At 61.0% G+C, this 20,809-nt stretch carries 18 protein-coding genes; 15 read left to right on the forward strand and 3 right to left on the reverse strand.

Annotation, left to right across the window (positions count from 1 at the left end; all coding sequences use genetic code 11):
• Position 1 precedes the first annotated feature (1 nt).
• The gene (locus BMZ91_RS03455; RefSeq protein WP_092834323.1) at positions 2-2,038 is read right to left on the reverse strand and encodes an oxidoreductase; all 2,037 of its coding nucleotides are present in this window, start codon (positions 2,036-2,038) and stop codon (positions 2-4) included.
• Positions 2,039-2,318: 280 nt separating this feature from the next.
• Here BMZ91_RS03455 and BMZ91_RS03460 point away from each other — a divergent pair, with 280 nt between their 5' ends.
• The 5 genes from BMZ91_RS03460 to BMZ91_RS03480 are packed head-to-tail and all read left to right on the forward strand — an operon-like array spanning position 2,319 to position 6,837.
• Complete coding sequence (locus BMZ91_RS03460; RefSeq protein WP_092834325.1) at positions 2,319-3,452, forward strand: ABC transporter substrate-binding protein; 1,134 nt, start codon at positions 2,319-2,321, stop codon at positions 3,450-3,452.
• Between the two features lie 48 nt (positions 3,453-3,500).
• Positions 3,501-4,418, forward strand: a complete 918-nt coding sequence (locus tag BMZ91_RS03465) for a branched-chain amino acid ABC transporter permease (protein WP_092834327.1) — start codon at positions 3,501-3,503, stop codon at positions 4,416-4,418.
• A gap of 1 nt (position 4,419) precedes the next feature.
• Positions 4,420-5,403 carry a branched-chain amino acid ABC transporter permease gene (locus BMZ91_RS03470; protein WP_092834329.1) on the forward strand — a complete coding sequence of 328 codons (984 nt, stop codon included), beginning with the start codon at positions 4,420-4,422 and terminating at the stop codon, positions 5,401-5,403.
• Positions 5,396-6,151 (forward strand): ABC transporter ATP-binding protein, encoded by a 756-nt coding sequence (locus tag BMZ91_RS03475; protein WP_092834331.1) that lies wholly within the window; start codon positions 5,396-5,398, stop codon positions 6,149-6,151. Before BMZ91_RS03470 ends, BMZ91_RS03475 begins: the two co-directional genes overlap by 8 nt.
• On the forward strand, positions 6,148-6,837 hold the full coding sequence (locus BMZ91_RS03480) for an ABC transporter ATP-binding protein (RefSeq protein ID WP_092834333.1): 690 nt from the start codon (positions 6,148-6,150) through the stop codon (positions 6,835-6,837). Before BMZ91_RS03475 ends, BMZ91_RS03480 begins: the two co-directional genes overlap by 4 nt.
• A gap of 31 nt (positions 6,838-6,868) precedes the next feature.
• Here BMZ91_RS03480 and BMZ91_RS03485 read toward each other — a convergent pair whose 3' ends face one another.
• The gene (locus tag BMZ91_RS03485) at positions 6,869-7,918 is read right to left on the reverse strand and encodes a hypothetical protein (protein WP_143076291.1); all 1,050 of its coding nucleotides are present in this window, start codon (positions 7,916-7,918) and stop codon (positions 6,869-6,871) included.
• Positions 7,919-8,112: 194 nt separating this feature from the next.
• A complete protein-coding gene (locus BMZ91_RS03490; RefSeq protein WP_092834337.1) occupies positions 8,113-8,805 on the reverse strand; it encodes a GntR family transcriptional regulator in 693 nt (230 codons plus the stop codon).
• A gap of 233 nt (positions 8,806-9,038) precedes the next feature.
• On the opposite strand from BMZ91_RS03490, the gene BMZ91_RS03495 reads away from it, so the two are divergent.
• From BMZ91_RS03495 to BMZ91_RS03540, 10 genes are all read left to right on the forward strand, one after another.
• Positions 9,039-10,412, forward strand: a complete 1,374-nt coding sequence (locus tag BMZ91_RS03495) for an ATP-binding protein (protein ID WP_177193773.1) — start codon at positions 9,039-9,041, stop codon at positions 10,410-10,412.
• Positions 10,413-10,446: 34 nt separating this feature from the next.
• On the forward strand, positions 10,447-11,517 hold the full coding sequence (locus tag BMZ91_RS03500) for an isopenicillin N synthase family dioxygenase (RefSeq protein ID WP_092835111.1): 1,071 nt from the start codon (positions 10,447-10,449) through the stop codon (positions 11,515-11,517).
• A gap of 3 nt (positions 11,518-11,520) precedes the next feature.
• A complete protein-coding gene (locus BMZ91_RS03505; protein ID WP_092834341.1) occupies positions 11,521-12,174 on the forward strand; it encodes a LysE family translocator in 654 nt (217 codons plus the stop codon).
• 126 nt (positions 12,175-12,300) lie between these two features.
• On the forward strand, positions 12,301-14,490 hold the full coding sequence (locus BMZ91_RS03510; RefSeq protein ID WP_092834344.1) for a NosR/NirI family protein: 2,190 nt from the start codon (positions 12,301-12,303) through the stop codon (positions 14,488-14,490).
• On the forward strand, positions 14,483-16,393 hold the full coding sequence (gene nosZ / locus BMZ91_RS03515; RefSeq protein ID WP_092834346.1) for a TAT-dependent nitrous-oxide reductase: 1,911 nt from the start codon (positions 14,483-14,485) through the stop codon (positions 16,391-16,393). Before BMZ91_RS03510 ends, nosZ begins: the two co-directional genes overlap by 8 nt.
• 4 nt (positions 16,394-16,397) lie before the next feature.
• Positions 16,398-17,666: a nitrous oxide reductase family maturation protein NosD gene (locus BMZ91_RS03520; RefSeq protein WP_092834348.1), complete on the forward strand. Its 1,269-nt coding sequence runs from the start codon at positions 16,398-16,400 to the stop codon at positions 17,664-17,666.
• Positions 17,656-18,561: an ABC transporter ATP-binding protein gene (locus BMZ91_RS03525; protein WP_092834350.1), complete on the forward strand. Its 906-nt coding sequence runs from the start codon at positions 17,656-17,658 to the stop codon at positions 18,559-18,561. Before BMZ91_RS03520 ends, BMZ91_RS03525 begins: the two co-directional genes overlap by 11 nt.
• Positions 18,561-19,382: an ABC transporter permease gene (locus BMZ91_RS03530; protein ID WP_425441539.1), complete on the forward strand. Its 822-nt coding sequence runs from the start codon at positions 18,561-18,563 to the stop codon at positions 19,380-19,382. Before BMZ91_RS03525 ends, BMZ91_RS03530 begins: the two co-directional genes overlap by 1 nt.
• Positions 19,379-19,906 carry a nitrous oxide reductase accessory protein NosL gene (locus tag BMZ91_RS03535; RefSeq protein ID WP_092834355.1) on the forward strand — a complete coding sequence of 176 codons (528 nt, stop codon included), beginning with the start codon at positions 19,379-19,381 and terminating at the stop codon, positions 19,904-19,906. Before BMZ91_RS03530 ends, BMZ91_RS03535 begins: the two co-directional genes overlap by 4 nt.
• Entirely contained in the window at positions 19,903-20,793 is an 891-nt protein-coding gene (locus BMZ91_RS03540) for an FAD:protein FMN transferase (RefSeq protein WP_092834357.1), read from the forward strand. Before BMZ91_RS03535 ends, BMZ91_RS03540 begins: the two co-directional genes overlap by 4 nt.
• Positions 20,794-20,809 lie beyond the last annotated feature (16 nt).

The raw sequence follows: 20,809 nt of genomic DNA on the forward strand, positions 1-20,809 counted from the left end.
TCTAGAGATCCTTCATCAGGCGCAGCGCGTCATAGATTGCCGCATGGGTGTTGCGCGCGCTGACCGCATCGCCGATGCGAAACAGTTGAAACGCGCCATCGGGGTTGGTTCTGATCGCTTGCGGGGTGCCCGTGATCAGGGCGCTTTGGTCAACCTCGCCAAGGTTGCGCGACAGCGGTTTGAGGTCAAAGTAAAGCGCGTCAAGCGGCAGGGTGCCATGGTTGACCACGATCTGATCGACCTCGCGGGTATAGCTGTGGTCGGAATAATTGGTGCCGATGGTGGCCAGCAGGCGATTGCCCGCGCGCGTGACCGACAAGAGGCGGCGCGCGACGGTCATGGTCACGTCTTTATCCTGAAGGCTGCGCATATAGGGGACAAGGTTCATGCCCATCACCTCGGGAGCAAAGCTTCGGTCGGGGGTCATGATTTCAAGGCGGGCACCGGCATCGGCCAGCACCTCGGCGGCCTGCATCGCGACGTGATCGCCAGCGTCGTCGAACAGCAGCACCTCGCGCCCCGGCCTGGCATCGCCCGAGAGGATATCCCAGGCGGTTACGGTAAGATCATTGCCGCCCTGCAAGATATCCTGTTGCGCCATCCCGCCGGTCGCGACAATCACAAGGTCAGGTGAAAGCGACGTGATATCAGAGGCTTCAGCATAGGTATTGAAGTGAAACATCACGTCACGCGCGGCGCATTGCGCCATGCGCCAGTCGATGATGCCGATCATCTCGGAGCGGCGCTTGCTCTGTGCGGTCAGGCGGATCTGCCCACCCGGCTGATCGGCGGCCTCAAACACGGTGACCAGATGACCCCGCTCTGCGGCGACGCGCGCGGCCTCAAGCCCGCCGGGCCCGGCGCCAACCACAACCACGCGGCGCGGCGTTGCGGCGGGGGCGATCACATGCGGCATGCTTAGCTCGCGCCCGGTGGCGGCGTTGTGAATGCAAAGCGCCTCGCCGCCCTGATAGATCCGGTCAAGGCAATAGGTGGCGCCGACGCAGGGGCGGATATCGTCTTCGCGCCCGGCCATGATCTTGGCCACGATATGCGGATCGGTCATATGGGCGCGGGTCATCCCGACCATATCCAATTGGCCGCTGGCCACGGCATGGCGGGCGGTGGCGACATCGGGGATGCGCGCGGCGTGGAATGTCGGAAGGCCGACCTCGGCACGGATGCGGCCCGCGAAATCAAGATGCGGGGCCGACCGCATGCCCTGCACCGGGATCACATCGGTCAGGCTTGCGTCGGTATCGACCCGGCCCCGGATCACGTTGAGGAAATCGACCATGCCGCTGTCACGCAACCGCTTGCCGATCTCGACGCCGTCATTGCTTGTGATGCCGTTGGTGGCCAGATCATCGGCGGTATAGCGCAGCCCGACGATGAAATCGGGGCCGGTGCGCGCGCGGATCGCGCGCAGCACATCAAGGCTGAATGTCATCCGCGCGACCAGATCACCATTGTATTCCCCCTCAAGCGTGTTCTGGCGCGGTGACCAGAAGGCATCCATCAGGTGGCCGTAGGCCTCAAGCTCGATCCCGTCGAGACCGGCGGCCTGCATCCGTTCGGCGGCATCGGCGTAATCGGTGATGATGCGGGCGATGTCCCAATCCTCCATCACCTTGGGAAAGGCGCGATGCGCCGGTTCGCGCAGGGCCGAGGGCGCCAGTGAGGGCAACCAGTCGCCCCGGTTCCAGCCGGTACGCCAGCCAAGATGGGTGAGCTGGATCATCACCGCACAACCATGGTCGTGGCACTCATCGGTCAGCTTTTTCATCCAGGGCACGACCTCGTCGCGGTAGGCCAGGATATTGTTGAAGGCGGGCGGGCTGTCGCGGCTGACCACCGCCGACCCGGCGGTCATGCTCAGCGCCACACCACCGCGGGCGCGTTCCACGTGATAGGCACGATAGCGATCTTTCGGCAGGCCATCTTCGGGATAGGCGGGTTCATGGCTTGTGGTCATGATCCGGTTCTTCAAGGTCAGATCCTTGAGCGTATAAGGCTGGAGCAGCGGGTCCTTTGACATCGAGCGGGGCCTTTCCTTTGGTACGATCCAAGCCATGTGCCGGGCGCGGCGGGTCGCCCTGCGCCCTGCAAAGCCAACAAGAAGAGCGCGCGAAAGTAAAACAAAATCCGCAGCGATCTTTTGACGAGGACTGTGTAAGATCGCTGCTGGCATCTGGACCTTTGGGCAAAGCTGTGGGATGCAATGACAGCTGTCCGGTTTGGCGCAGAGCCGAGCCCTTGGGGGGCAGGATAAAAGCAAGGGCAGGGGAAACCGGCCCATGATCTAGGGAGACGACGATATGAATTTGAAAACACTTGCCATGGCCGGCGCGCTTGGCATGGCGGCTTGTGCCGCCCAGGCAGAGGTCAAGGTTGGCATGATCACCACGCTTTCGGGCGGCGGTGCGGGCCTTGGGATTGACGTGCGCGACGGCTTCATGCTGGCGCTGGAGCAATCGGGGCGCACCGATATCGAGGTCATCATCGAGGACGATCAGCGCAAGCCCGATATCGCGGTGCAACTGGCCGACAAGATGATCCAGTCCGACAAGGTCGATGTGATGACCGGCATCATCTGGTCCAATCTGGCGATGGCGGTGGTGCCCGGTGCCGTGGCGCAGGGCAAGTTTTACCTCTCGCCCAATGCCGGGCCTTCGGCGCTTGCGGGCAAGGGATGTCATCCGAATTACTTTAACGTCGCCTGGCAGAACGATAACCTGCACGAGGCGGCAGGGGCTTATGCTACCGATATCAACTCTACCAATACCTTCGTCCTTGCGCCCAATTATCCGGCAGGACAGGACGCGGTAACAGGGTTCAAACGCACCTTCCGGGGCAATGTGGTCGGCGAAGTCTATACCCAACTGGGGCAGACCGATTATGCCGCCGAAATCGCACGAATCCGCTCCAGTGTTGCCGATACCGTGTTTTTCTTTCTACCCGGCGGCATGGGGATTTCCTTTCTCAAGCAATACGCAGATTCCGGTGTGAAAAAGCCGCTTATCGGCCCCGCCTTCAGCTTTGATCAGGGGATTTTGCAGGCGGTTGGCGATGCCGCGCTTGGGGTCAAGAACACAAGCCAGTGGAACAAGGATATCGACAATCCGACCAACGCCGCCTTTGTTGCAAGCTTTCAGGAAAAATATGGCCGTCTGCCCTCGCTTTACGCAAGCCAAGGGTTTGACACCGCCAACCTCTTGATCAGCGCGGTCGAAAGCGCCGATGTCAACGATCCCGATGCCTTCCGCGCGGCGCTTGAAGCCGCCGATTTCAAGAGCACACGTGGGGATTTTGCCTTTGGCAACAACCACCATCCGATCCAGAACATCTATGTGCGTGAAGTGATCAAGGAAGGTGACGTCTATACCAACAAGATTGTCGGGACAGCCCTTGAAAATCATGCTGACGCCTATGCGCCAGAGTGCAGGATGTAAGACCCTTGGCCGGGCCTTTTCCCGGGCCCGGCCGATGAGCGCGCGCGCATGTCCCTGATCCTATTTATTGAACAGATTCTGAACGGGGTTCAGTTCGGCGTCATGCTGTTTTTGATGGCGGCCGGGCTGACGCTTATCTTTGGCGTCATGGGGCTAATCAATCTGGCGCATGGCTCGCTTTACATGATCGGGGCCTTTGCCGCCGCCTCGGTCGCGGGGCTGACCGGCTCGTTTGGTCTGGCGCTGATCGCCAGCCTTGCGGCGGCGGCGGCGGCCGGGGCGCTGATCGAATTGACGGTGATCCGACGGCTTTATGACCGCGATCATCTCGATCAGGTGCTGGCGACCTTTGCGCTTATCCTGATCTTTTCCGAGGGCACGCGCTGGGCGTTCGGGTCGTTTCCGCTGTTTCTTGAAATCCCGCCCTATCTCTCTGGCCCGGTGACCCTTCCGGGGGGTATTGAGTATCCGCTTTACCGTCTGGCGATCATCGGGGTTGGTTTGCTCGTGGCTGCGGGGTTGTTCGCGCTGATTGCGCGCACGCGCATCGGCATCCAGATCCGTGCCGGGGAAAGCGACCGCGAGATGATCGCGGCGCTTGGTATCAATATCTCGGCGCTTTACACCACCGTTTTTGCGCTTGGTGCGGCGCTTGCCGGGTTGGCCGGCGCGCTTATCGGGGCCATTCAATCGGTCCAGGTCGGCATGGGCGAGCCGGTGCTGATCCTGGCCTTTGTGGTTATTGTGATTGGCGGCATAGGCTCGATCAAGGGCGCTTTGGTGGGGGCGCTTCTTGTCGGGCTGACCGATACGCTGGGGCGGGTCCTGCTTCCGGCGGTGTTTTCGCAGTTCATGGCACCGCAAGCGGCCAGTTCGGTGGGCGCCTCTCTTGCGTCTATGTCGATTTACATCCTGATGGCCGGGGTGCTTGTGATGCGCCCCAGCGGCCTGTTTGGAAAGGCCTGAGATGCGCCGCGAACCCCTCCTGAACGCGACCGTCTTTCTCGGCCTGCTGGCGGTGCCGCTCTGGGCCTGGGCGGTGGACGAGCCGTTTACCATCACGCTGGCGACGCGGGTGGCTATTCTGGCGCTGGCCGGTGTCGGGCTTAACCTTGCGCTTGGGCTTGGCGGGCTGGTCAGCCTTGGGCATGCGGTGTTTTTCGGAATCGGCGGCTATGCGATGGGCATTCTGGCCAGCCACGCCCAGAGTTACAGCGCGCTGATCGAATGGCCGGTTCTGATCGAGGGCACCAAATCGATGCCGGTGATCTGGCTTGTTGCGATGGGTGCCAGCGGTCTTGCGGCGCTTGCCATCGGCGCGCTGAGCCTGCGCACATCGGGTGTTTATTTCATCATGATCACGCTCGCCTTTGGCCAGATGTTTTACTATTTCGCCATAGGCTGGCCTGCCTATGGCGGCGAGGATGGCCTGTCGATTTATGTGCGCAACGGCTTTCCGGGGCTCAACACGCTCGACCCGATCCAGTTTTTCGCGATCTGTTACGTGATCCTCGGGCTTGCGCTCTGGGTGTTTTCACGGCTCGCGTGCTCGGCCTTCGGGCTTGCGCTCGGGGCGGCGCGTCAGAACGCTGAGCGGGTGATGGCGGTGGGCATCGCGCCTTATCGGTTGCGGCTTGTGGCCTTTACCCTTTCGGGGGTGATCACCGGCCTTGCGGGTGCGCTCTTTGCCGATCTCAACCGCTTTGTCAGCCCGGTAATGTTCAGCTGGCAAACCAGCGGCGAGATCATGGTGTTTGTTATCCTTGGCGGCGTTGCGCGTCTGTTCGGTCCGGTCATCGGCGCGGTGGTTTTTATCTTTTTAGAACACATGCTTGGCGGGCTAAGTGAATATTGGCATATCTACCTTGGAGCGGTGCTTTTGGTGGTTGTCCTGTTCGCGCGCGGTGGCATCATTGGCCTGGTTGCAGGCCGTGAGCGGCGCCATGACTAGCCCGCTTCTGGACATACGCGGCCTGAGCAAGGCCTTTGGCGCGGTGCAGGCCTGCGAGGATGTGACCCTCACGCTGGAACGCGGGGAAATTCATGCGCTAATCGGCCCGAATGGTGCGGGAAAATCGACGTTTATCAAACAGGTGGCGGGCAATCTTGATCCTGACAGCGGTCGCATCTGGTTTGACGGGCGCGATGTCACGGCGCTTGATACGGTGGCGCGCGCGCGCGCCGGGCTTGGCCGCACCTTTCAGGTGTCATCGCTGGCGATGGAGATGAGTGTGTTGCAAAACGTGGTGCTTGGCGCGCTTGGCAAACGCGGCCGCGTGCTGCGGTTTTTCCGCGATGTGATGCGCGATGCCGCCTTGTTGGAGGTCGCGCGCGAGGCCCTGAACGAGGTCGGTCTTACCGGGGTCGCGGGCACGCGCGTGGCCGACCTGTCGCATGGTCAGCGCCGCCAGCTTGAGGTGGCGGTCGCCCTCACGCAATCGCCCAAGGCGTTTTTGATGGATGAACCGATGGCGGGGCTTGGCGGTGAAGGCTCGGCCCGCTTGACGCGGTTTCTCGATGGCTTGCGCCACCGCGCGCCGATCCTTCTGGTCGAGCATGACATGGACGCGGTCTTTGCCCTGGCCGACCGGATCAGCGTGCTTGTCTATGGCCGTATCATCGCCACCGGCACGCCGGATGCGATCCGGCGGGATCCACAGGTGCGCGCCGCCTATCTTGGCGATGAGGCCCTGACATGAGCCTGCTTCACCTCTCGAATGTCGCGGCCTTTTACGGCCCCTCGCAGGCGCTTTTCGACGTCAGTCTTGATCTTGAAGAGGGTGAGGTTCTGGCGCTGATGGGGCGCAACGGGATGGGCAAGACGACCACGATCAAGGTGATCTTTCGCCTGTTGAAACATCGCAGTGGCAGGGTGATGTTTGACGGGCGCGACCTTGATCCGCTGCCAAGCCACCGCGCCGCGCGTTTGGGGCTTGGGCTTGTGCCCGAGGGGCGGCGCTGTTTTGCCAATCTTACGGTGCGCGAAAACCTGATGGCCGCCGCGCGCCCCGGTCCCTGGGATATTGCGCGCGTGCATCGCTTCTTTCCCCGGCTGGGCGAGCGGACGGCGCAGAACGCCGCCTCGCTTTCGGGGGGCGAACAGCAGATGCTGGCAATCGGGCGCGCGCTGATGACCAATCCGCGGGTTCTGGTGCTCGACGAGGCGACAGAGGGGCTTGCCCCGGTGGTCCGTCAGGAAATCTGGGCCGCGATTGCGCGTCTCAAATCCGAAACCGGCCTGTCGCTGATCGTGGTCGACAAATCCCTGCGCGAACTGTCGGGCGTTGCCGACCGCGCGGTGATCCTTGAAAAGGGCCGCTCGGTCTGGAGCGGTGGATTTGCCGGGCTGACCCCCGAGGTCAGGGACCGCTATCTCGGGGTCTGAGCGGGGATATCACCCCGATCTGGCCCTGCGCTCAACGCCGGAGCATCGCGCCAATCTTTCCAAGCATCGACGGGCTTTGCCGTGCAACCTCTGATGCCCTTTGAGCCGACTGCTGCTTCAATGGCCCGGCAGCCATTGCAGACAAGATCTCCAAGGCCTTTTGCGATGGTTCAACCCAGCTTTGGTTGTGGGACTCAAGGTCCAGATCATCAAAAGGGTCAACACCTCTTAGAAATGTCTGGGCCAGTCGTGAATTGGATTCAGAGTACCTCTCGACAAGGCGCCGCCGGTCTTGCGGGCTCAGGATTTCTCTGTCGTGATCCGTCGGGGTCGCTCCGATCTCCGAAGAAAAGAAATGCCTCAGCATGCGGACAATATCGTCCGGTCCTTCACCTTCGCGGATGAGATGTTTTTTTAAATGTCGCGCCGCTTCGATCATCCCGGCAGAGGGGCTCACGTTCTGTCGTTCGACATCAAGGCTGCTTTCGGGCATTGGCACGCCCATAAGCTCCAGAAACCTTTCAACAGCATATTTGCCGGGTTGCGACGGGTTCAATGGCACCACGCTCAGGTTTTCGCTGCCCACCTGATTGGCCCAGTTCGATAACGTCCAGTGATAGTCGAGCGTTTTCTTGGATTCCCGTTTTCCAAGCAACTGCCGAAAATCACTTACCCATAGATTACCGTCTTTCACATGTTGCTTGTAATCGCTCTCAATCCAGAGATCCTGACGCTTGAGATAGGCGATGACATGAACATCATATCCTTGGTGTTCAATTTCCTCAAGAATGGGAGCAAAGCCTTTCCCGCGTCCCAATCCAAACAACATTTCACTGCTGAGCAAAACATTGCTGTTGGATCTCAAAAAATAGCGCAGATGGTCCACGGCTTTGTCGGGAGTGCTCGAAAGGGAAAGCTCTGCAAGAAAGGCAGCATTCCCTTGACCTTCGGTGTGATCATCGGGATGTTTTTCATAGACATACCCGTGTTGTGCAAGCCAGTCATCCCTGTCGCCAAGGAACTTCTGAATCGTTGTTGTTGCGCATTTAGGCATTCCAACGTGGATGGTTACAACACTCATGGCACATGTCTTTACTACGGGCTCAATGAGCCATTTTTACACAATTTCCAAATCTTTAAGCATAGCCCTTGGGTTAATGTAAACATCGTCCTTGCAACCATAGGGCGCCACAGGGCAATTGTGCCTTTTGGTTCCATGAACGCAGAATGACGGCTTTGCGGCGCTAAGGAAGAGGCATTGAACCGGGCGGCGGATCAGCCGGGTTGATCGGTCAGAAGATGTGTCTTGATCCGCTGAAAACCATAACCGATATGGACCCGCTGCACATAGCCGACGGCGGCCATGTCACCCGCCTCAAGCGCCGTGCAGAGGTCTGACAGCTCATCAAGTAGTGATTTCGCGACCTCGGCGCCGACAATGGCGCTGACCCGGTGCCAGGTGCTTGCGGCCTGATAATAGGTCTGAAGCCAGAACGAGCGCAGCACCACATTGCCGATCAGATCGGCGATAAGCTTGTTCAGGCGATCGTTGAGCATGACATAGGTGCGCGGGTCGACATTCATGCCCCAGGCCTTGACCTCTTGCAGCAGGGCCTGCGCGAGGGCGATGTGATCCTCGCTGGCCTGTTTGGGCGACAGCGTTCCGATCAGCATCGCAAGTTCAAGGCGCATCTCATAGACCTGCCTGATTTCGGCATCCGAGAGGGCAACGACAACCGTGCCGACCCCGTTGCGGGTCTCAACCAGCCCGAGGTGGCTTATGCGGCTGATGGCATCGCGCACCGGCGTGCGGCTTACGCCGAATTCCTGGGCAATCACGGCCTCCTTGAGTTGATCGCCGGGGCGATAATCCAGAAAGCAGATGCGCTCCAGAATGAGCCTCTGGATGCTTTCCACGATGGTTTCCCCATCGGGGCCCGGTGCCAGATGTTTGTCGATCAAAGACAAGGCTTGGTCCTCATTTTGGCGGGCTCGAAGGCAACCGCCCAGCCAGAGTAACCGACCGGTTGGATCAATCAACACTCAAAAGCCGCGCAGGCCCGGACCGGTCGGCGGAATGGCGACACATTGCAGGCTGCGCGAATTTATCCCTTTTAGGGTGTTTATTTTTTTCTACACTAAACTATTGCGAGAACATAAGGTACTCATGTTCGAGTGGAATGGTTGAAGGAAGGCCGCGAATGTTCAGATCTGCGCCCGCACATTCAGCCCAGCAACAGCAGCTGGATGAAGCGGCGACCCTGCGTATTCTCAATGCCTTTGCGGTTGATCTGATTGCGATTCCAAGCGTTGAAGATCTGTTCTGGTATGTGGCGCAGAATGTCGTCGGGCAGCTGCGGTTTGTCGATTGTGTGATCTATCAGGCGAATCACGACCAGACCGAGCTTACTCAGGTTGCCGCCCTTGGCGATAAAAACCCCTATGGGCGCAATATCATCAATCCGCTTAAAATCCCGTTTGGTCAGGGGATTACCGGGCAAGTCGCGCAAAGCCGCGAGGCCGTCATCGTGGATGACCTTCTGAAGGACCAGAACTATATCCCCGATACGCATCCGGCCCGCTCGGAAATCTGTGTGCCGCTGGTGTCGGGGGGGCGCGTGGTCGGCGTCATCGACAGCGAACACCCGAGCCCCGGCGCGTTTGGCGAGGCCGAATTGGAGGTTCTGACCACGGTTGCCGCGATGGCCAGTGCCAAGATCGAGCTTCTGGCCGAAGCGGAACGCTCGAAACAGCGCTACCAGGATCTGGTGAAATCGCATGCTCAGCTGAGCGAAGAGACCAACAATCGCAAGGCCCTGGAGGCCAAGTTGTTCGAGGCGCGAAAGCTTGAGGCGATCGGTCGGTTGACCGGATGGTTTGCGCATGATTTCAACAATTTGCTAACCGTGATTTCAGGCAACCTCGAACTTCTGGAAGGTGACATCACCCAACCTCTGTCACTCTCATGCCTGAACGATGCGCGGACGGCGGCGGGGCGGGGGGCAAAGCTGATCCGGGACATGCTGGCGTTTTCGCAACGTACCCGGCTGGAGCCGCAGATTTGCGACCTCAACGCGCTTGTCAACGCCACTTGCGAGCGCAGCAAGGACATCCTGACCCAGCCGGTCGAGCTGCGCCTTACGCAGGATCCGTGGATGGTGCATGTCGACCCGAAAGTGGCTGAAAACGCTCTGGTCAATCTTGTCCTGAATGCGCAGGAGGCGATGCCCGATGGTGGCAGGCTGGAAATTTCGACGGAAAATGTGCGGCACGGCTTTTCTGACAATCAAGCCCTCGCGACACGTCTTACCCCCGGACGATACGTGTGCCTAAGCGTCAGGGACGAGGGGGAGGGAATCCCCGAGGAGCGTTTGCAGCAGATTTTTGACCCGTTCTATACAAGCAGGGCCGTTGGCGCGGGCACCGGCCTGGGGCTGTCGATGGTCTTTGGCTTCATGCAGCAATCCGGGGGCGCCGTCGAGGTTCAGTCCAAAGTCGGAGTTGGGTCCACCTTCCGGCTGTATTTTCCGGCGGCCACCAGCAATGAAAACGATTTGTTAACCAAAAATCCTTAACCAAAAGTTACGTCAAACTTTTGGGGGGAGGATGATGACAAAACTACTCAAGACTCAAAACGCCAGCGTGGGAAACCTTCCGCTTATAAATGTTCAGGGCCTTAGGTCCGGCGATGCCCGCCAGATCAGAGAGGTGGCAGAGGCGATAGGGCAGGCGGCCCGTCACATGGGGTTTTTCAGGATCAGCGATCACGGAATTGACCCCGAGCTTATCGAAGCGACATACCAGTCGGCCAGACGGTTCTTTGCTCTGCCCGAGGCCACCAAACGGCGCTATTATATCGGCAAGAGTACAAATCATCGCGGCTATGTGCCGTTTACCGAAAAGGGCGATTATCCCGATGAGGTCAACCGCAGCTACGAGGCCTTCGACCTTGGGCTTGATTTGCCGGAGAATGATCCCGATTATCTTGCGGGCAACCGGGTGTTGGGCCCCAATGTCTGGCCCGAGCTTGCCGGATTCAAGAAAACGGTCGCGCGGTATTATGGCGAGGTCTCGGCGCTTGGGCGGTTGGTCTGTTCGGCGCTTGAATTGCACCTCGGGCTGCCGCGCGGGGCGATGACCGATCAGATGAGCAAGCCGATCTCGCAACTCAGGTTGCTGCATTATGTTCGCCAGAAACAGACGTCGGACCACAGTTCGGTGAATATGGGGGCGCATACCGATTATGAGTGCCTGACCCTTCTGCACACGCGCAACGAAGGGTTGCAGGTCATGACACAGGATGATCGCTGGATAGATGTGCCGGTGGATCCGGCGGTTCTGGTGGTCAATATCGGCGATATGCTGGAGGCCTGGAGCAACGGCTTGCTGCGCTCGACCCCGCATCGGGTGCTGAACCTCAGCCCCGAGCGGTTTTCGCTGCCATATTTTGTGGCCACCAATCACGATACGCTGATCAAGCCCTTCGACCAACTGGTCAGCGCAAAGCGGCGCGCCCGATACGAGCCGTTCCTGGCCGGGGCGCATCTTGAGCGTATGCTGGTGCGCGATTTTCCCTATTTGCGCCATGCCCGCAATGGCGGCATGACCGGACATCAGCCCGGCGCAGCAACGCCGACCCAGAACCCCTTCGAGACCCGACTGAACCGGAGCACAGTTTGACCGATGCCACATCTTGACGCGATCCTTGCCGTTACCCTTGCAGGGCTTGCCCTGAGTGCAACCCCCGGCCCCTCGATGCTTTATGTGCTGTCGCGCAGCGTCGGACAGAGCCGCGCCGCCGGCCTTGCCTCGGCGCTTGGTCTTGGCCTTGGGGGGGTGGTGCTTGCGGTGTCCACGGCCTTGGGGCTGGCGGCGATTTTTGCCAGGTTTGACTGGCTTGTGCTTGGCTTGCGTTATGTCGGCTCGGCCTATCTGGTGTGGTTGGGGGTGGGCATGATCCGCGATGCCCGCATCAGCGCGCGATTTTCCCTTGAGGCCCAGACCGTCAGCCAGAGGTCGTTTTCCTCGATCATCTGGCAAGGCGTCCTGGTCGAATTGCTCAACCCCAAGACCGTCTTGTTCTTTGCACTGTTTTTACCGCCGTTTGTCGATGCGGGGGCCGGGCAAGTGACGCAGAGCAGTGTTCAGCTGCAACTGCTTACCCTGGGGATTCTGGTGCCCCTTACGGCGATCCCGTCGGATATTCTTGTCGCCTTCATGGGCGGCACGATGACCCAGGCCATCAACCGCCAGCAGGTCGCGCGCGAATGCCTTGCCTGGGCTGGTGGGCTGGTTCTTATCGGCATTGCCCTGAACCTGCATTTCGAGTTTCTGTGAGGGTGGCCGGGCCGGTTTCTTGCCCCATAAAGAGCATTTTCCCGGTTCACTGAAAGGTCATTTATGATTTGCATGGCTTGACTTTGGTCAACGCTTTTGAGCGATTTCCGCCCTATCCAACAGGTCATGTCTGGATCATCCTTAATACGCTTTATTGCGGCTCTCATCCTTCTCGTCGCGCCGCTTGTGGCGCGCGCCGAGGAGCCCGCTTTGCTTGCCCGTTTCCTGTCCGAGGTAAGCGCCGATCAACTTGTGCCGCAGGCCGACGGATTTGGCGCACTGCGCGACGATCTGCCGGTGGCACCGGTGCTGAAAGGTGGCGAAACCGTCGCCTGGGCCTTTCTGACATCGGATTTTGCCGGCACGACCGGCTATTCGGGCAAACCCATCCATGTGATCGCCGCGATTGATCCGGACGCGGTGATGACCGGCGCGGTTCTGGTCAAACATTCCGAGCCGATTGTCCTGATCGGCATTCCCGAATCCAAGATGCGCGGCGTGATCGAGGGCTACGCCGGGCTTGACCTCAAGGCCGAGGCGGCCCAATCGGGCACTGCGCATGACCTTGATATCATCTCGGGCGCGACCGTGACGGTCATGGTGATCGACGACAGCCTTGTGCGCGGTGGCCTCAAGGTGGCGCGCGCGCTTGGGCTTGGCGGGCTGGCGCCGGTGGTGCAGGAAGGCCCGGCGCGAACCCTCAAGGAGGGCGCGGGCGAGACGCGCGACTGGCAGGCCCTGACCGGCGACGGTTCGGTGCGCGGGATGACGCTTGACGTTGGACAGATCAACAGCGCCTTTGACGACACCGGCGATGCGCGCGCCGCCGCGCGCCCCGAATCCGGCGCGCCCGAGGATACCTTCATCGACATGCGCGCCGCCCTTGTCAGCGTGCCTACAATCGGTCGGAGCCTGTTGGGCGAGGCCGAATACCGCAATCTGCAAAACTGGCTGGGCGAGGGCGAACACGCCATTCTGGTCGCGGGCCGGGGGCGCTATTCCTTCAAGGGTTCAGGCTATGTGCGGGGCGGGATTTTCGACCGCATCCAGCTAATTCAGGGCGACCGTTCGGTGCGCTTCTTTGATCGCGATCATCGCCGTCTGGGCGAGATCGACGCCAGCGGCGCGCCCAGTTTCAAAGAGCTTGACCTGTTCCGTATCCCCGCCGACAGCGGCTTTGATCCGGCAGAGCCGTGGCGGTTGCAACTTCTGGTGCAGCGCGCGGTGGGCGCGGTCGAGAAAACCTTTATCACCTATGATCTGGGCTATCGGCTGCCCGAGAGCTATCTTGCGCCGCTTGTCCTTGCGCCAACCGCCAATGCATCCGAGGAAGAGGCCGCCGCCAAGACCGCCCTCTGGCAGCGCATCTGGCGCGACAAGACGGTCGAGATCGGCGTGCTGGGTGCGATGCTTGTCGTGCTGACCCTCGCGTTTTTCTTTCAGCTTCAGATCACCCGCCATGCGCGCGCCTATCGCTGGTTCCGCATCGGGTTTCTGAGCATGTCGCTGGTGTTCACCGGCTGGTACGCCAATGCACAGCTTAGTGTGGTGAACCTGATGGCACTGGCCGGATCGCTGCGCAGCGGCTTTACCTGGGATGCCTTTCTGATGGACCCGCTGGTGTTCATTCAGTGGTTTGCCGTGGCTGCGGCATTGCTTTTCTGGGGCCGGGGGGCCTATTGCGGCTGGCTCTGCCCGTTTGGCGCCCTGCAAGAGCTGACCAATCGCGTCGCGCGGTTTTTCAAGGTGCCGCAATGGGAATTGCCCTGGGGCCTGCACGAACGGCTCTGGCCGCTGAAATATATGATCTTTCTGGGGCTGTTCGGGGTTTCGCTGGCCTCGATCCCGATGGCCGAAAGGCTGGCCGAGGTCGAGCCGTTCAAGACCGCGATCATCCTCAAGTTCGTGCGCGACTGGCCGTTTGTCGTCTTCGCTGTCGTCCTGCTGGTGATCGGACTTTTCGTAGAGCGGTTTTATTGCCGCTACCTCTGCCCGCTCGGGGCGGCGCTGGCGATCCCGGCACGGATGCGGATGTTTGACTGGCTCCGGCGGTATCGTGAGTGCGGCAGCCCCTGCCAGACCTGTGCCAATGAATGCCCGGTGCAGGCGATCCACCCGACAGGTGAGATCAACCCGAACGAATGTGTGAACTGCCTGCATTGTCAGGTGCTGTACCAGTCTGAAGACAAATGTCCGGTGATTATCCGGCAATTGAAACGGCGTGCGCGCGACCATGCGAGCGCCGAGGCCAATAAAGGCGCGATGACCCGCGCCCTTGGTTCGCAAGAGGAAGCAAAGGAGACCTCAAATGTCTGATTCACATGACAAGCTCAAACTGACGCGCCGTGGCATGCTGGGGGCCACGGCCACCGGCGCGCTTGCGGCCACAACCGGCGCAGGGGCGGGCCTTTTTGGCGGTGCAACCCCGGCACACGCGGCGAACAAGATCAATCTGGAACCCGGTGAACTTGATGAATATTACGGGTTCTGGTCCTCGGGTCAGTCGGGCGAGCTGCGCATCCTCGGCTTTCCCTCGATGCGAGAGCTGATGCGCGTGCCGGTGTTCAACCGCTGCTCGGCCACCGGCTGGGGCCAGACCAACGAGTCGCTCAAGATTCTGACCGAGGGCCTCATGCCCGAAACCAAAGAGTTTCTGGCCGCGCGCAACATGAAAACATATGACAACGGCGATTTGCACCACCCGCATATGTCCTTCACCGACGGCACCTATGACGGGCGCTATCTGTTCATGAACGACAAGGCCAACACCCGCGTGGCGCGCATCCGCTGTGATGTGATGAAATGCGACAAGATCATCGAGATCCCCAATGCGGGCGATATCCACGGTCTGCGGCCGCAGAAATTTCCGCGCACCGGTTATGTCTTTGCCAATGGCGAACATGAGATCCCGCTGGTCAACAACGGTGATATCCTCGACAAACCCGATGAATATGTGAACATCTTCACCGCCATCGACGGTGACACGATGGAAATCGCCTGGCAGGTGATCGTTTCGGGCAACCTTGATAACTGCGATGCGGATTATCAGGGGAAATACGCGTTTTCGACCAGCTACAACTCGGAAATGGGCGTGACCCTGGCCGAGATGACCGAAAACGAGATGGACCACTGTGTGATCTTCAACATCAAGGAAATCGAGGCCGGTGTGGCCGCAGGCGATTACCAGGAATTGAACGGCGTCAAGGTGCTTGACGGGCGCAAGGGGCAGAACAAGAAATACACCCGTTATGTGCCGATCCCCAACAGCCCGCACGGGTGCAACACCGCACCCGATCAGAAACACGTGGTGATCAACGGCAAACTGTCGCCCACAGTTTCCGTGATCGACGTCACCAAGGTGGATGCCCTGTTTGATCAGGACGCCGATCCGCGCTCGTGCATCGTGGCCGAACCGGAACTTGGTCTCGGGCCGCTGCATACCGCCTTTGACGGCAAGGGCGATGCCTTTACCACGTTGTTTTTGGACAGCCAGATTGTGCGCTGGAACATTGACAAGGCGATCGAGGCTTATGCAGGTGGGAATGTGGACCCAATTGTGTCGAAGGTCGATGTTCATTATCAGCCCGGCCACAACCATACGACCATGGGCGAAACCAAGGAAGCTGACGGCAATTGGCTGATAACGCTTAACAAGTTTTCGAAAGACCGGTTTATCAATGTTGGCCCGCTGAAGCCCGAGAATGAACAAATCATCGACATTTCGAAACCCGAAATGAAGGTCGTTCATGACGGGCCAACCTTTGCCGAACCGCATGATGTGGTTCTGGTTCGCCGTGACATCGTGAACCCCGTCAACGTCTGGAGCCGCGATGACCCGATGTGGGAAGAGGCCCGCCAACAGGCCGCCGCCGATGGTGTCGTGCTTGAGGACGGCGCCGATGAGCCAATCCGGGACGGCAACAAGGTGCGCGTCTACATGTGGTCGCAGGCGCCGATGTTCAGCCTTGAAAAGTTCACGGTCAGACAGGGCGATGAGGTGACGATCTATGTCACCAACCTTGATGATGTGGATGACGTGACCCACGGTCTGACCCTGTCAAACCACGGTGTCGCGATGGAGGTCGGCCCGCAAGCCACCGCCTCGGTCACCTTCACGGCGGATCGTCCGGGCGTTCACTGGTACTATTGCCAGTGGTTCTGTCATGCGCTGCACATGGAAATGCGCGGCCGCATGCTGGTCGAACCCCGGAACGTCTGAACCGATGCGCGCCCTCGCCTCCCTTCTGGTGCTTTGCCTTTCGCTGCCCGGCCTTGCCGTGGCGGGCGCGCGCGATGTGCCGGCCGGGGGCGGGGTCCTGGCGCAGGCCATAGAAATGGCCGGGGCGGGGGATAGCCTCCGCCTTGGCCCCGGCCAGCATCAGGGCGGGTTTGAAATAACGCGCCCCCTGACGATTGACTGCGCGACGGGCGCCGTGATTGATGCGGGCGGGCAGGGCTCGGTCCTGACACTAAGCGCGCCGGATGTGACCGTTCAGGGCTGTACCATCGTAGGCTCGGGCAGCGATCATGAGGCGCTCGATAGCGGTATTCGCCTGCTCAAGGGTGCGGACGACGCGCGCATTCTTGACAACCATCTGAGCGGCAATCTTTACGGCGTCGATATCCACGGCGCCCGCAATGCAAAGGTCGCGGGCAATGTGATCGAGGGCCGACGCGATCACCGGATGAACGCGCGCGGCAATGGTGTCTACCTCTGGGACGCGCGCGGCGCGGAAGTGGTCGGCAACGATATCCGCTGGGGGCGCGACGGCATTTTTGTCAATACCTCGCACTCCAACGCCTTTGTCGGCAACCGCTTTCGCGACCTGCGCTTTGCGGTGCATTTCATGTACGCCAATAAGGCGGAAGTGCGCGGCAATCTCTCGATCGGCAACCACCTTGGGTATGCGGTGATGTTTTCCAAGGGTCTCAAGCTTTTGAACAACGTCTCGCTGGGGGATGCGCAGCATGGTGTCATGCTGAACTACACCAATAGCTCCGAGGTGCGCGGCAACCTTGTCAAAAACGGCAGCGACCGCTGTCTGTTCGTCTATAACGCCCACAAGAACCAGATCACCGGCAACCGGTTCGAGCGGTGCAGCATCGGCGTGCATTTCACCGCCGGCTCCGAGCGCAACGCGATCAGCGGAAATGCCTTTGTCGGCAATCGCACGCAGGTGAAATATGTCGGCTCCAAATGGCTGGACTGGAGCGATGACGGCATCGGCAACTACTGGTCCGATTTCGCCGCCTATGACCTCAACGGTGACGGGCTGGCCGACACGGCCTATCGCCCCAACGACAGCATGGATCATATCCTCTGGACCCAGCCGTCGGCGCGGCTGCTTCTGGGGGCGCCGGCGGTTCAGCTTGTGAAATGGGCGCAATCGGCCTTTCCGGCGCTCTTGCCCGGCGGGGTGATCGACAAGGCCCCGCTGATGCAGCCGGTCGATATCGCGATACCAGATTGGGAGACCCGGCATGACGGATGACACGCGGGCCCTTGCGGTTTCGGCCCTGACCAAGACCTATGGTCAGGCCGAGGTTCTCTGCGGCATCGACCTTAATGTCGCCGCCGGGGAACGGGTTGCCCTGCTGGGCCACAACGGCGCGGGCAAATCCACCCTGATCAAGCTTGTCCTCGGGTTGATCCGGGCCACGGGCGGCACAATCACTGTGGCGGGTCACGCCCCCGGCAGCATGGCCGCGCGCCGCGCCACCGCCTACCTGCCCGAGCAGGTCGCGTTTCACAAATCCCTGACCGGGCGCGAACAACTCACCACCTTTGCGCGACTGGCGGGCGAGCATCCCAAAACCGTATCCCCCCTGCTTGAGCGGGTCGGTCTGGCCGAGGCCGCCGACCGGCGGATCGGCACATGGTCCAAGGGGATGCGGCAAAGGCTTGGGCTTGCGCAGGCGCTTTTGGGCCGTCGCCGCGTGGCCCTGCTGGACGAGCCGACAAGCGGGCTTGACCCGATATCGCGGCACGATCTTTACGCGGTGATCGCGGAGATGGCCGCAGGCGGCACCGCCGTTCTGATCGCCAGTCACGCCCTGACCGAGCTTGAGGCGCGCACCGACCGGATCGCGATCATGCGCAAGGGGCGGCTGGTCGCCGATGATACCTTGCCCGGGCTTAGCCAGCAGGCGGGCCTGCCCACCCGCATCCGCCTGACCGCGCGTGACGGGGCGGCGGACCGGGTTCATGCCCAATTGGGCGGCGCGCGGGTCAATGGCTGCGCGGTCGAGCTCTGCTGTACCGCCGATCAGAAAATGGCCCAGCTCGCCCGCATTTCCGGGCTTGGCGACGCGGTTCGCGATATCGAGATGGCCCCGCCCAGCCTTGAGGATATCTATCGCCACTATTGTGGGGAGGCCCGCCAATGATCCGTCGCATCCTTGCCATCGCCATGGCCGAATTCCGCATCCAGCGGCGCAATCGCTGGCTGGTCTCGGCCACCTCGCTGATGACGCTGTTTGCACTGGCCCTCACCTTTGCCGGATCGGCCCCGACGGGCACGCTCGGGGTGGATCTGCTGACCGTTTCGGTGGCCTCGATGACCACTCTGGCGGTTTACCTCGCGCCATTTCTGGCGCTGATGATCGCATTTGACGCCATCGCGGGCGAGGCCGAGCGTGGCACGCTGGGGCTGGTGCTGACCTATCCGCTTAGCCGGGGTGAGATGCTTCTGGGGAAATTCGCGGCCCATCTTTCGGTGCTGAGCATCGCCATCTCGCTGGGGCTTGCCTCGGCCGGGGTCGCGGCGGCCCTTGCCGGTGGCGCCGGACCCGAGAGCCTGCTGGCGCTTGCCCGCCTTATTGTCACGGCGATCTTGCTGGGGGCGTGTTTTCTGGCGCTTGGCTATGCCGCCTCGGCTCTTTCAAATAGCGTTGCAGGCGCGGCGGGGCTTGCCGTGGGTCTCTGGCTGGTGCTGGTGGTGCTTTACGATCTGGGGCTTTTGGGGGCGCTGGTCTTTGACAACGGTGGAGGGTTCACCAGCCATGTCTTTCCCTGGCTGCTGGCCGCCAACCCGGCGGATGCTTTCCGCCTGTGGAACGTGGCCGACTCGCAGCAGGTGGCGCTGGTCTCGGGCATGGCGGGGGCCGGGGCGGCCTTGCCCGTGTGGGCGGCGCCGCTGTCGCTGTTCCTCTGGCCTTTGCTGGCGCTCGGGCTGGCGCGCGCCGCCTTTGCGAGGGTCGAGCCATGACGCGCCCTATCCTTGTATCCTTTCTGCTTGCCACCACGCTGCTTGCGGCGTGCAAAGAGGAGAGGGCCCAGGCTCCTGATCCGATCACCATGACCTCGGACGCGCTGAGCCATTTTTGCATGATGCAGGTCGACAACCACCCCGGCCCCAAGGCGCAAATACACCTCAAGGGCCTGCCCGATCCGATCTTTTTCGCGCAGATGCGCGATGCGCTCGCCTATGTGAAAGGGCCGGAGCGGGACGCCGATATCCTTGCCTTTTACGTCAGCGACATGGGCGCGGCGCCCGATTGGGAAACGCCCGGCATCGACAACTGGATCGCCGCAGAAACCGCAGCCTTCGTGGTCGGTGCCGATGTCACCGGCGGCATGGGCGCGCCCGAAATCGTGCCGTTTTCCGACCCCGCCCTGGCACAGGATTTCGCCGCCGACAAAGGCGGCGAGGTGATGTCCCTGGAGGAGATCCCGGCGGCAACCGTGCTTGCGCCGGTCGATATCATTTTGAACGAGGAGCCCCCGTCATGACCCCAACCCGCCGTCGTTTCCTGAGTATTTCCGCCGCCGCCCTGGCCTTGCCGGGGGCGGCACTGGCAACTGCGCAAACCGCGCGCTGGACCGGGGGGGCGCTTGGGGCACCGGCCTCGGTGACGCTTGTCGGCATAAGCCCGATTGACGCCCGCCCGGTCTTTGCCCGGCTTGAGGCCGAGCTTGCGCGGCTTGAGCGCATCTTCAGCCTCTACCGCGCCGAGAGCGCCCTCGTGCGGCTTAATCAAACCGGTCGCCTAACAAACCCTCCGCCTGAATTGCTTGAGCTTCTGACGCTTGCGGGTACGATTCACAACGCCACAAACGGTGCCTTTGACCCCACGGTTCAACCGCTTTGGCAGGCGTTGGCCACGGGCGGAGATGTCACTGCTGCAAGCAATAATGTCGGCTGGGAAAGTCTGCATTTCGATGCGAAGGAGGTGCGCTTTGCCCGCCCCGGCATGGCGCTGACCCTCAATGGAATTGCACAGGGCGAGATTACCGACCGCATCGCGGCGCTGCTCGGCGATGAGGGATTTGGCGATATTCTTGTCGATCTCGGCGAAATCGTTGGGCGTGGCCAACGCCCCGATGGCACCCCCTGGCAGGCCGGGATTGCCACGCCGCAGGGCGACATTGTCCACCGCGTCACCCTGCGTGACCGCGCCCTTGCCACATCGGCCCCGAACGGCACCCGTCTGAGCGCGGTTCAGGGCCACATCCTTGGCCCGCAAGGGCAAGCGCCACGCCACAGCCTTGTGAGCCTGTCCGCGCCAAGCGCGGCTTTGGCGGATGGGCTTTCAACCGCGCTTTGCCTGCTTGAGAAACAGGCGGCACAAGCGGCAGTGCGCCGCTTTGCAGGCGCCACAATCGAAACCATTGCCTGACAATCATGTCCAACAA

Origin of the sequence: Roseovarius lutimaris (genome assembly GCF_900115165.1) — a bacterium.
In the GTDB taxonomy this organism is placed as follows: Bacteria; Pseudomonadota; Alphaproteobacteria; order Rhodobacterales; family Rhodobacteraceae; genus Roseovarius; species Roseovarius lutimaris.

Excerpts from the sequence above, each read along its gene's own strand:
- BMZ91_RS03455 (WP_092834323.1), bottom strand. The coding sequence starts at position 2,038 with ATGTCAAAGGACCCGCTGCTCCAGCCTTATACGCTCAAGGATCTGACC.
- BMZ91_RS03460 (WP_092834325.1), top strand. The coding sequence starts at position 2,319 with ATGAATTTGAAAACACTTGCCATGGCCGGCGCGCTTGGCATGGCGGCT.
- BMZ91_RS03465 (WP_092834327.1), top strand. The coding sequence starts at position 3,501 with ATGTCCCTGATCCTATTTATTGAACAGATTCTGAACGGGGTTCAGTTC.
- BMZ91_RS03470 (WP_092834329.1), top strand. The coding sequence starts at position 4,420 with ATGCGCCGCGAACCCCTCCTGAACGCGACCGTCTTTCTCGGCCTGCTG.
- BMZ91_RS03475 (WP_092834331.1), top strand. The coding sequence starts at position 5,396 with ATGACTAGCCCGCTTCTGGACATACGCGGCCTGAGCAAGGCCTTTGGC.
- BMZ91_RS03480 (WP_092834333.1), top strand. The coding sequence starts at position 6,148 with ATGAGCCTGCTTCACCTCTCGAATGTCGCGGCCTTTTACGGCCCCTCG.
- BMZ91_RS03485 (WP_143076291.1), bottom strand. The coding sequence starts at position 7,918 with ATGAGTGTTGTAACCATCCACGTTGGAATGCCTAAATGCGCAACAACA.
- BMZ91_RS03495 (WP_177193773.1), top strand. The coding sequence starts at position 9,039 with ATGTTCAGATCTGCGCCCGCACATTCAGCCCAGCAACAGCAGCTGGAT.
- BMZ91_RS03500 (WP_092835111.1), top strand. The coding sequence starts at position 10,447 with ATGACAAAACTACTCAAGACTCAAAACGCCAGCGTGGGAAACCTTCCG.
- BMZ91_RS03505 (WP_092834341.1), top strand. The coding sequence starts at position 11,521 with ATGCCACATCTTGACGCGATCCTTGCCGTTACCCTTGCAGGGCTTGCC.
- BMZ91_RS03510 (WP_092834344.1), top strand. The coding sequence starts at position 12,301 with ATGTCTGGATCATCCTTAATACGCTTTATTGCGGCTCTCATCCTTCTC.
- nosZ (WP_092834346.1), top strand. The coding sequence starts at position 14,483 with ATGTCTGATTCACATGACAAGCTCAAACTGACGCGCCGTGGCATGCTG.
- BMZ91_RS03520 (WP_092834348.1), top strand. The coding sequence starts at position 16,398 with ATGCGCGCCCTCGCCTCCCTTCTGGTGCTTTGCCTTTCGCTGCCCGGC.
- BMZ91_RS03525 (WP_092834350.1), top strand. The coding sequence starts at position 17,656 with ATGACGGATGACACGCGGGCCCTTGCGGTTTCGGCCCTGACCAAGACC.
- BMZ91_RS03535 (WP_092834355.1), top strand. The coding sequence starts at position 19,379 with ATGACGCGCCCTATCCTTGTATCCTTTCTGCTTGCCACCACGCTGCTT.
- BMZ91_RS03540 (WP_092834357.1), top strand. The coding sequence starts at position 19,903 with ATGACCCCAACCCGCCGTCGTTTCCTGAGTATTTCCGCCGCCGCCCTG.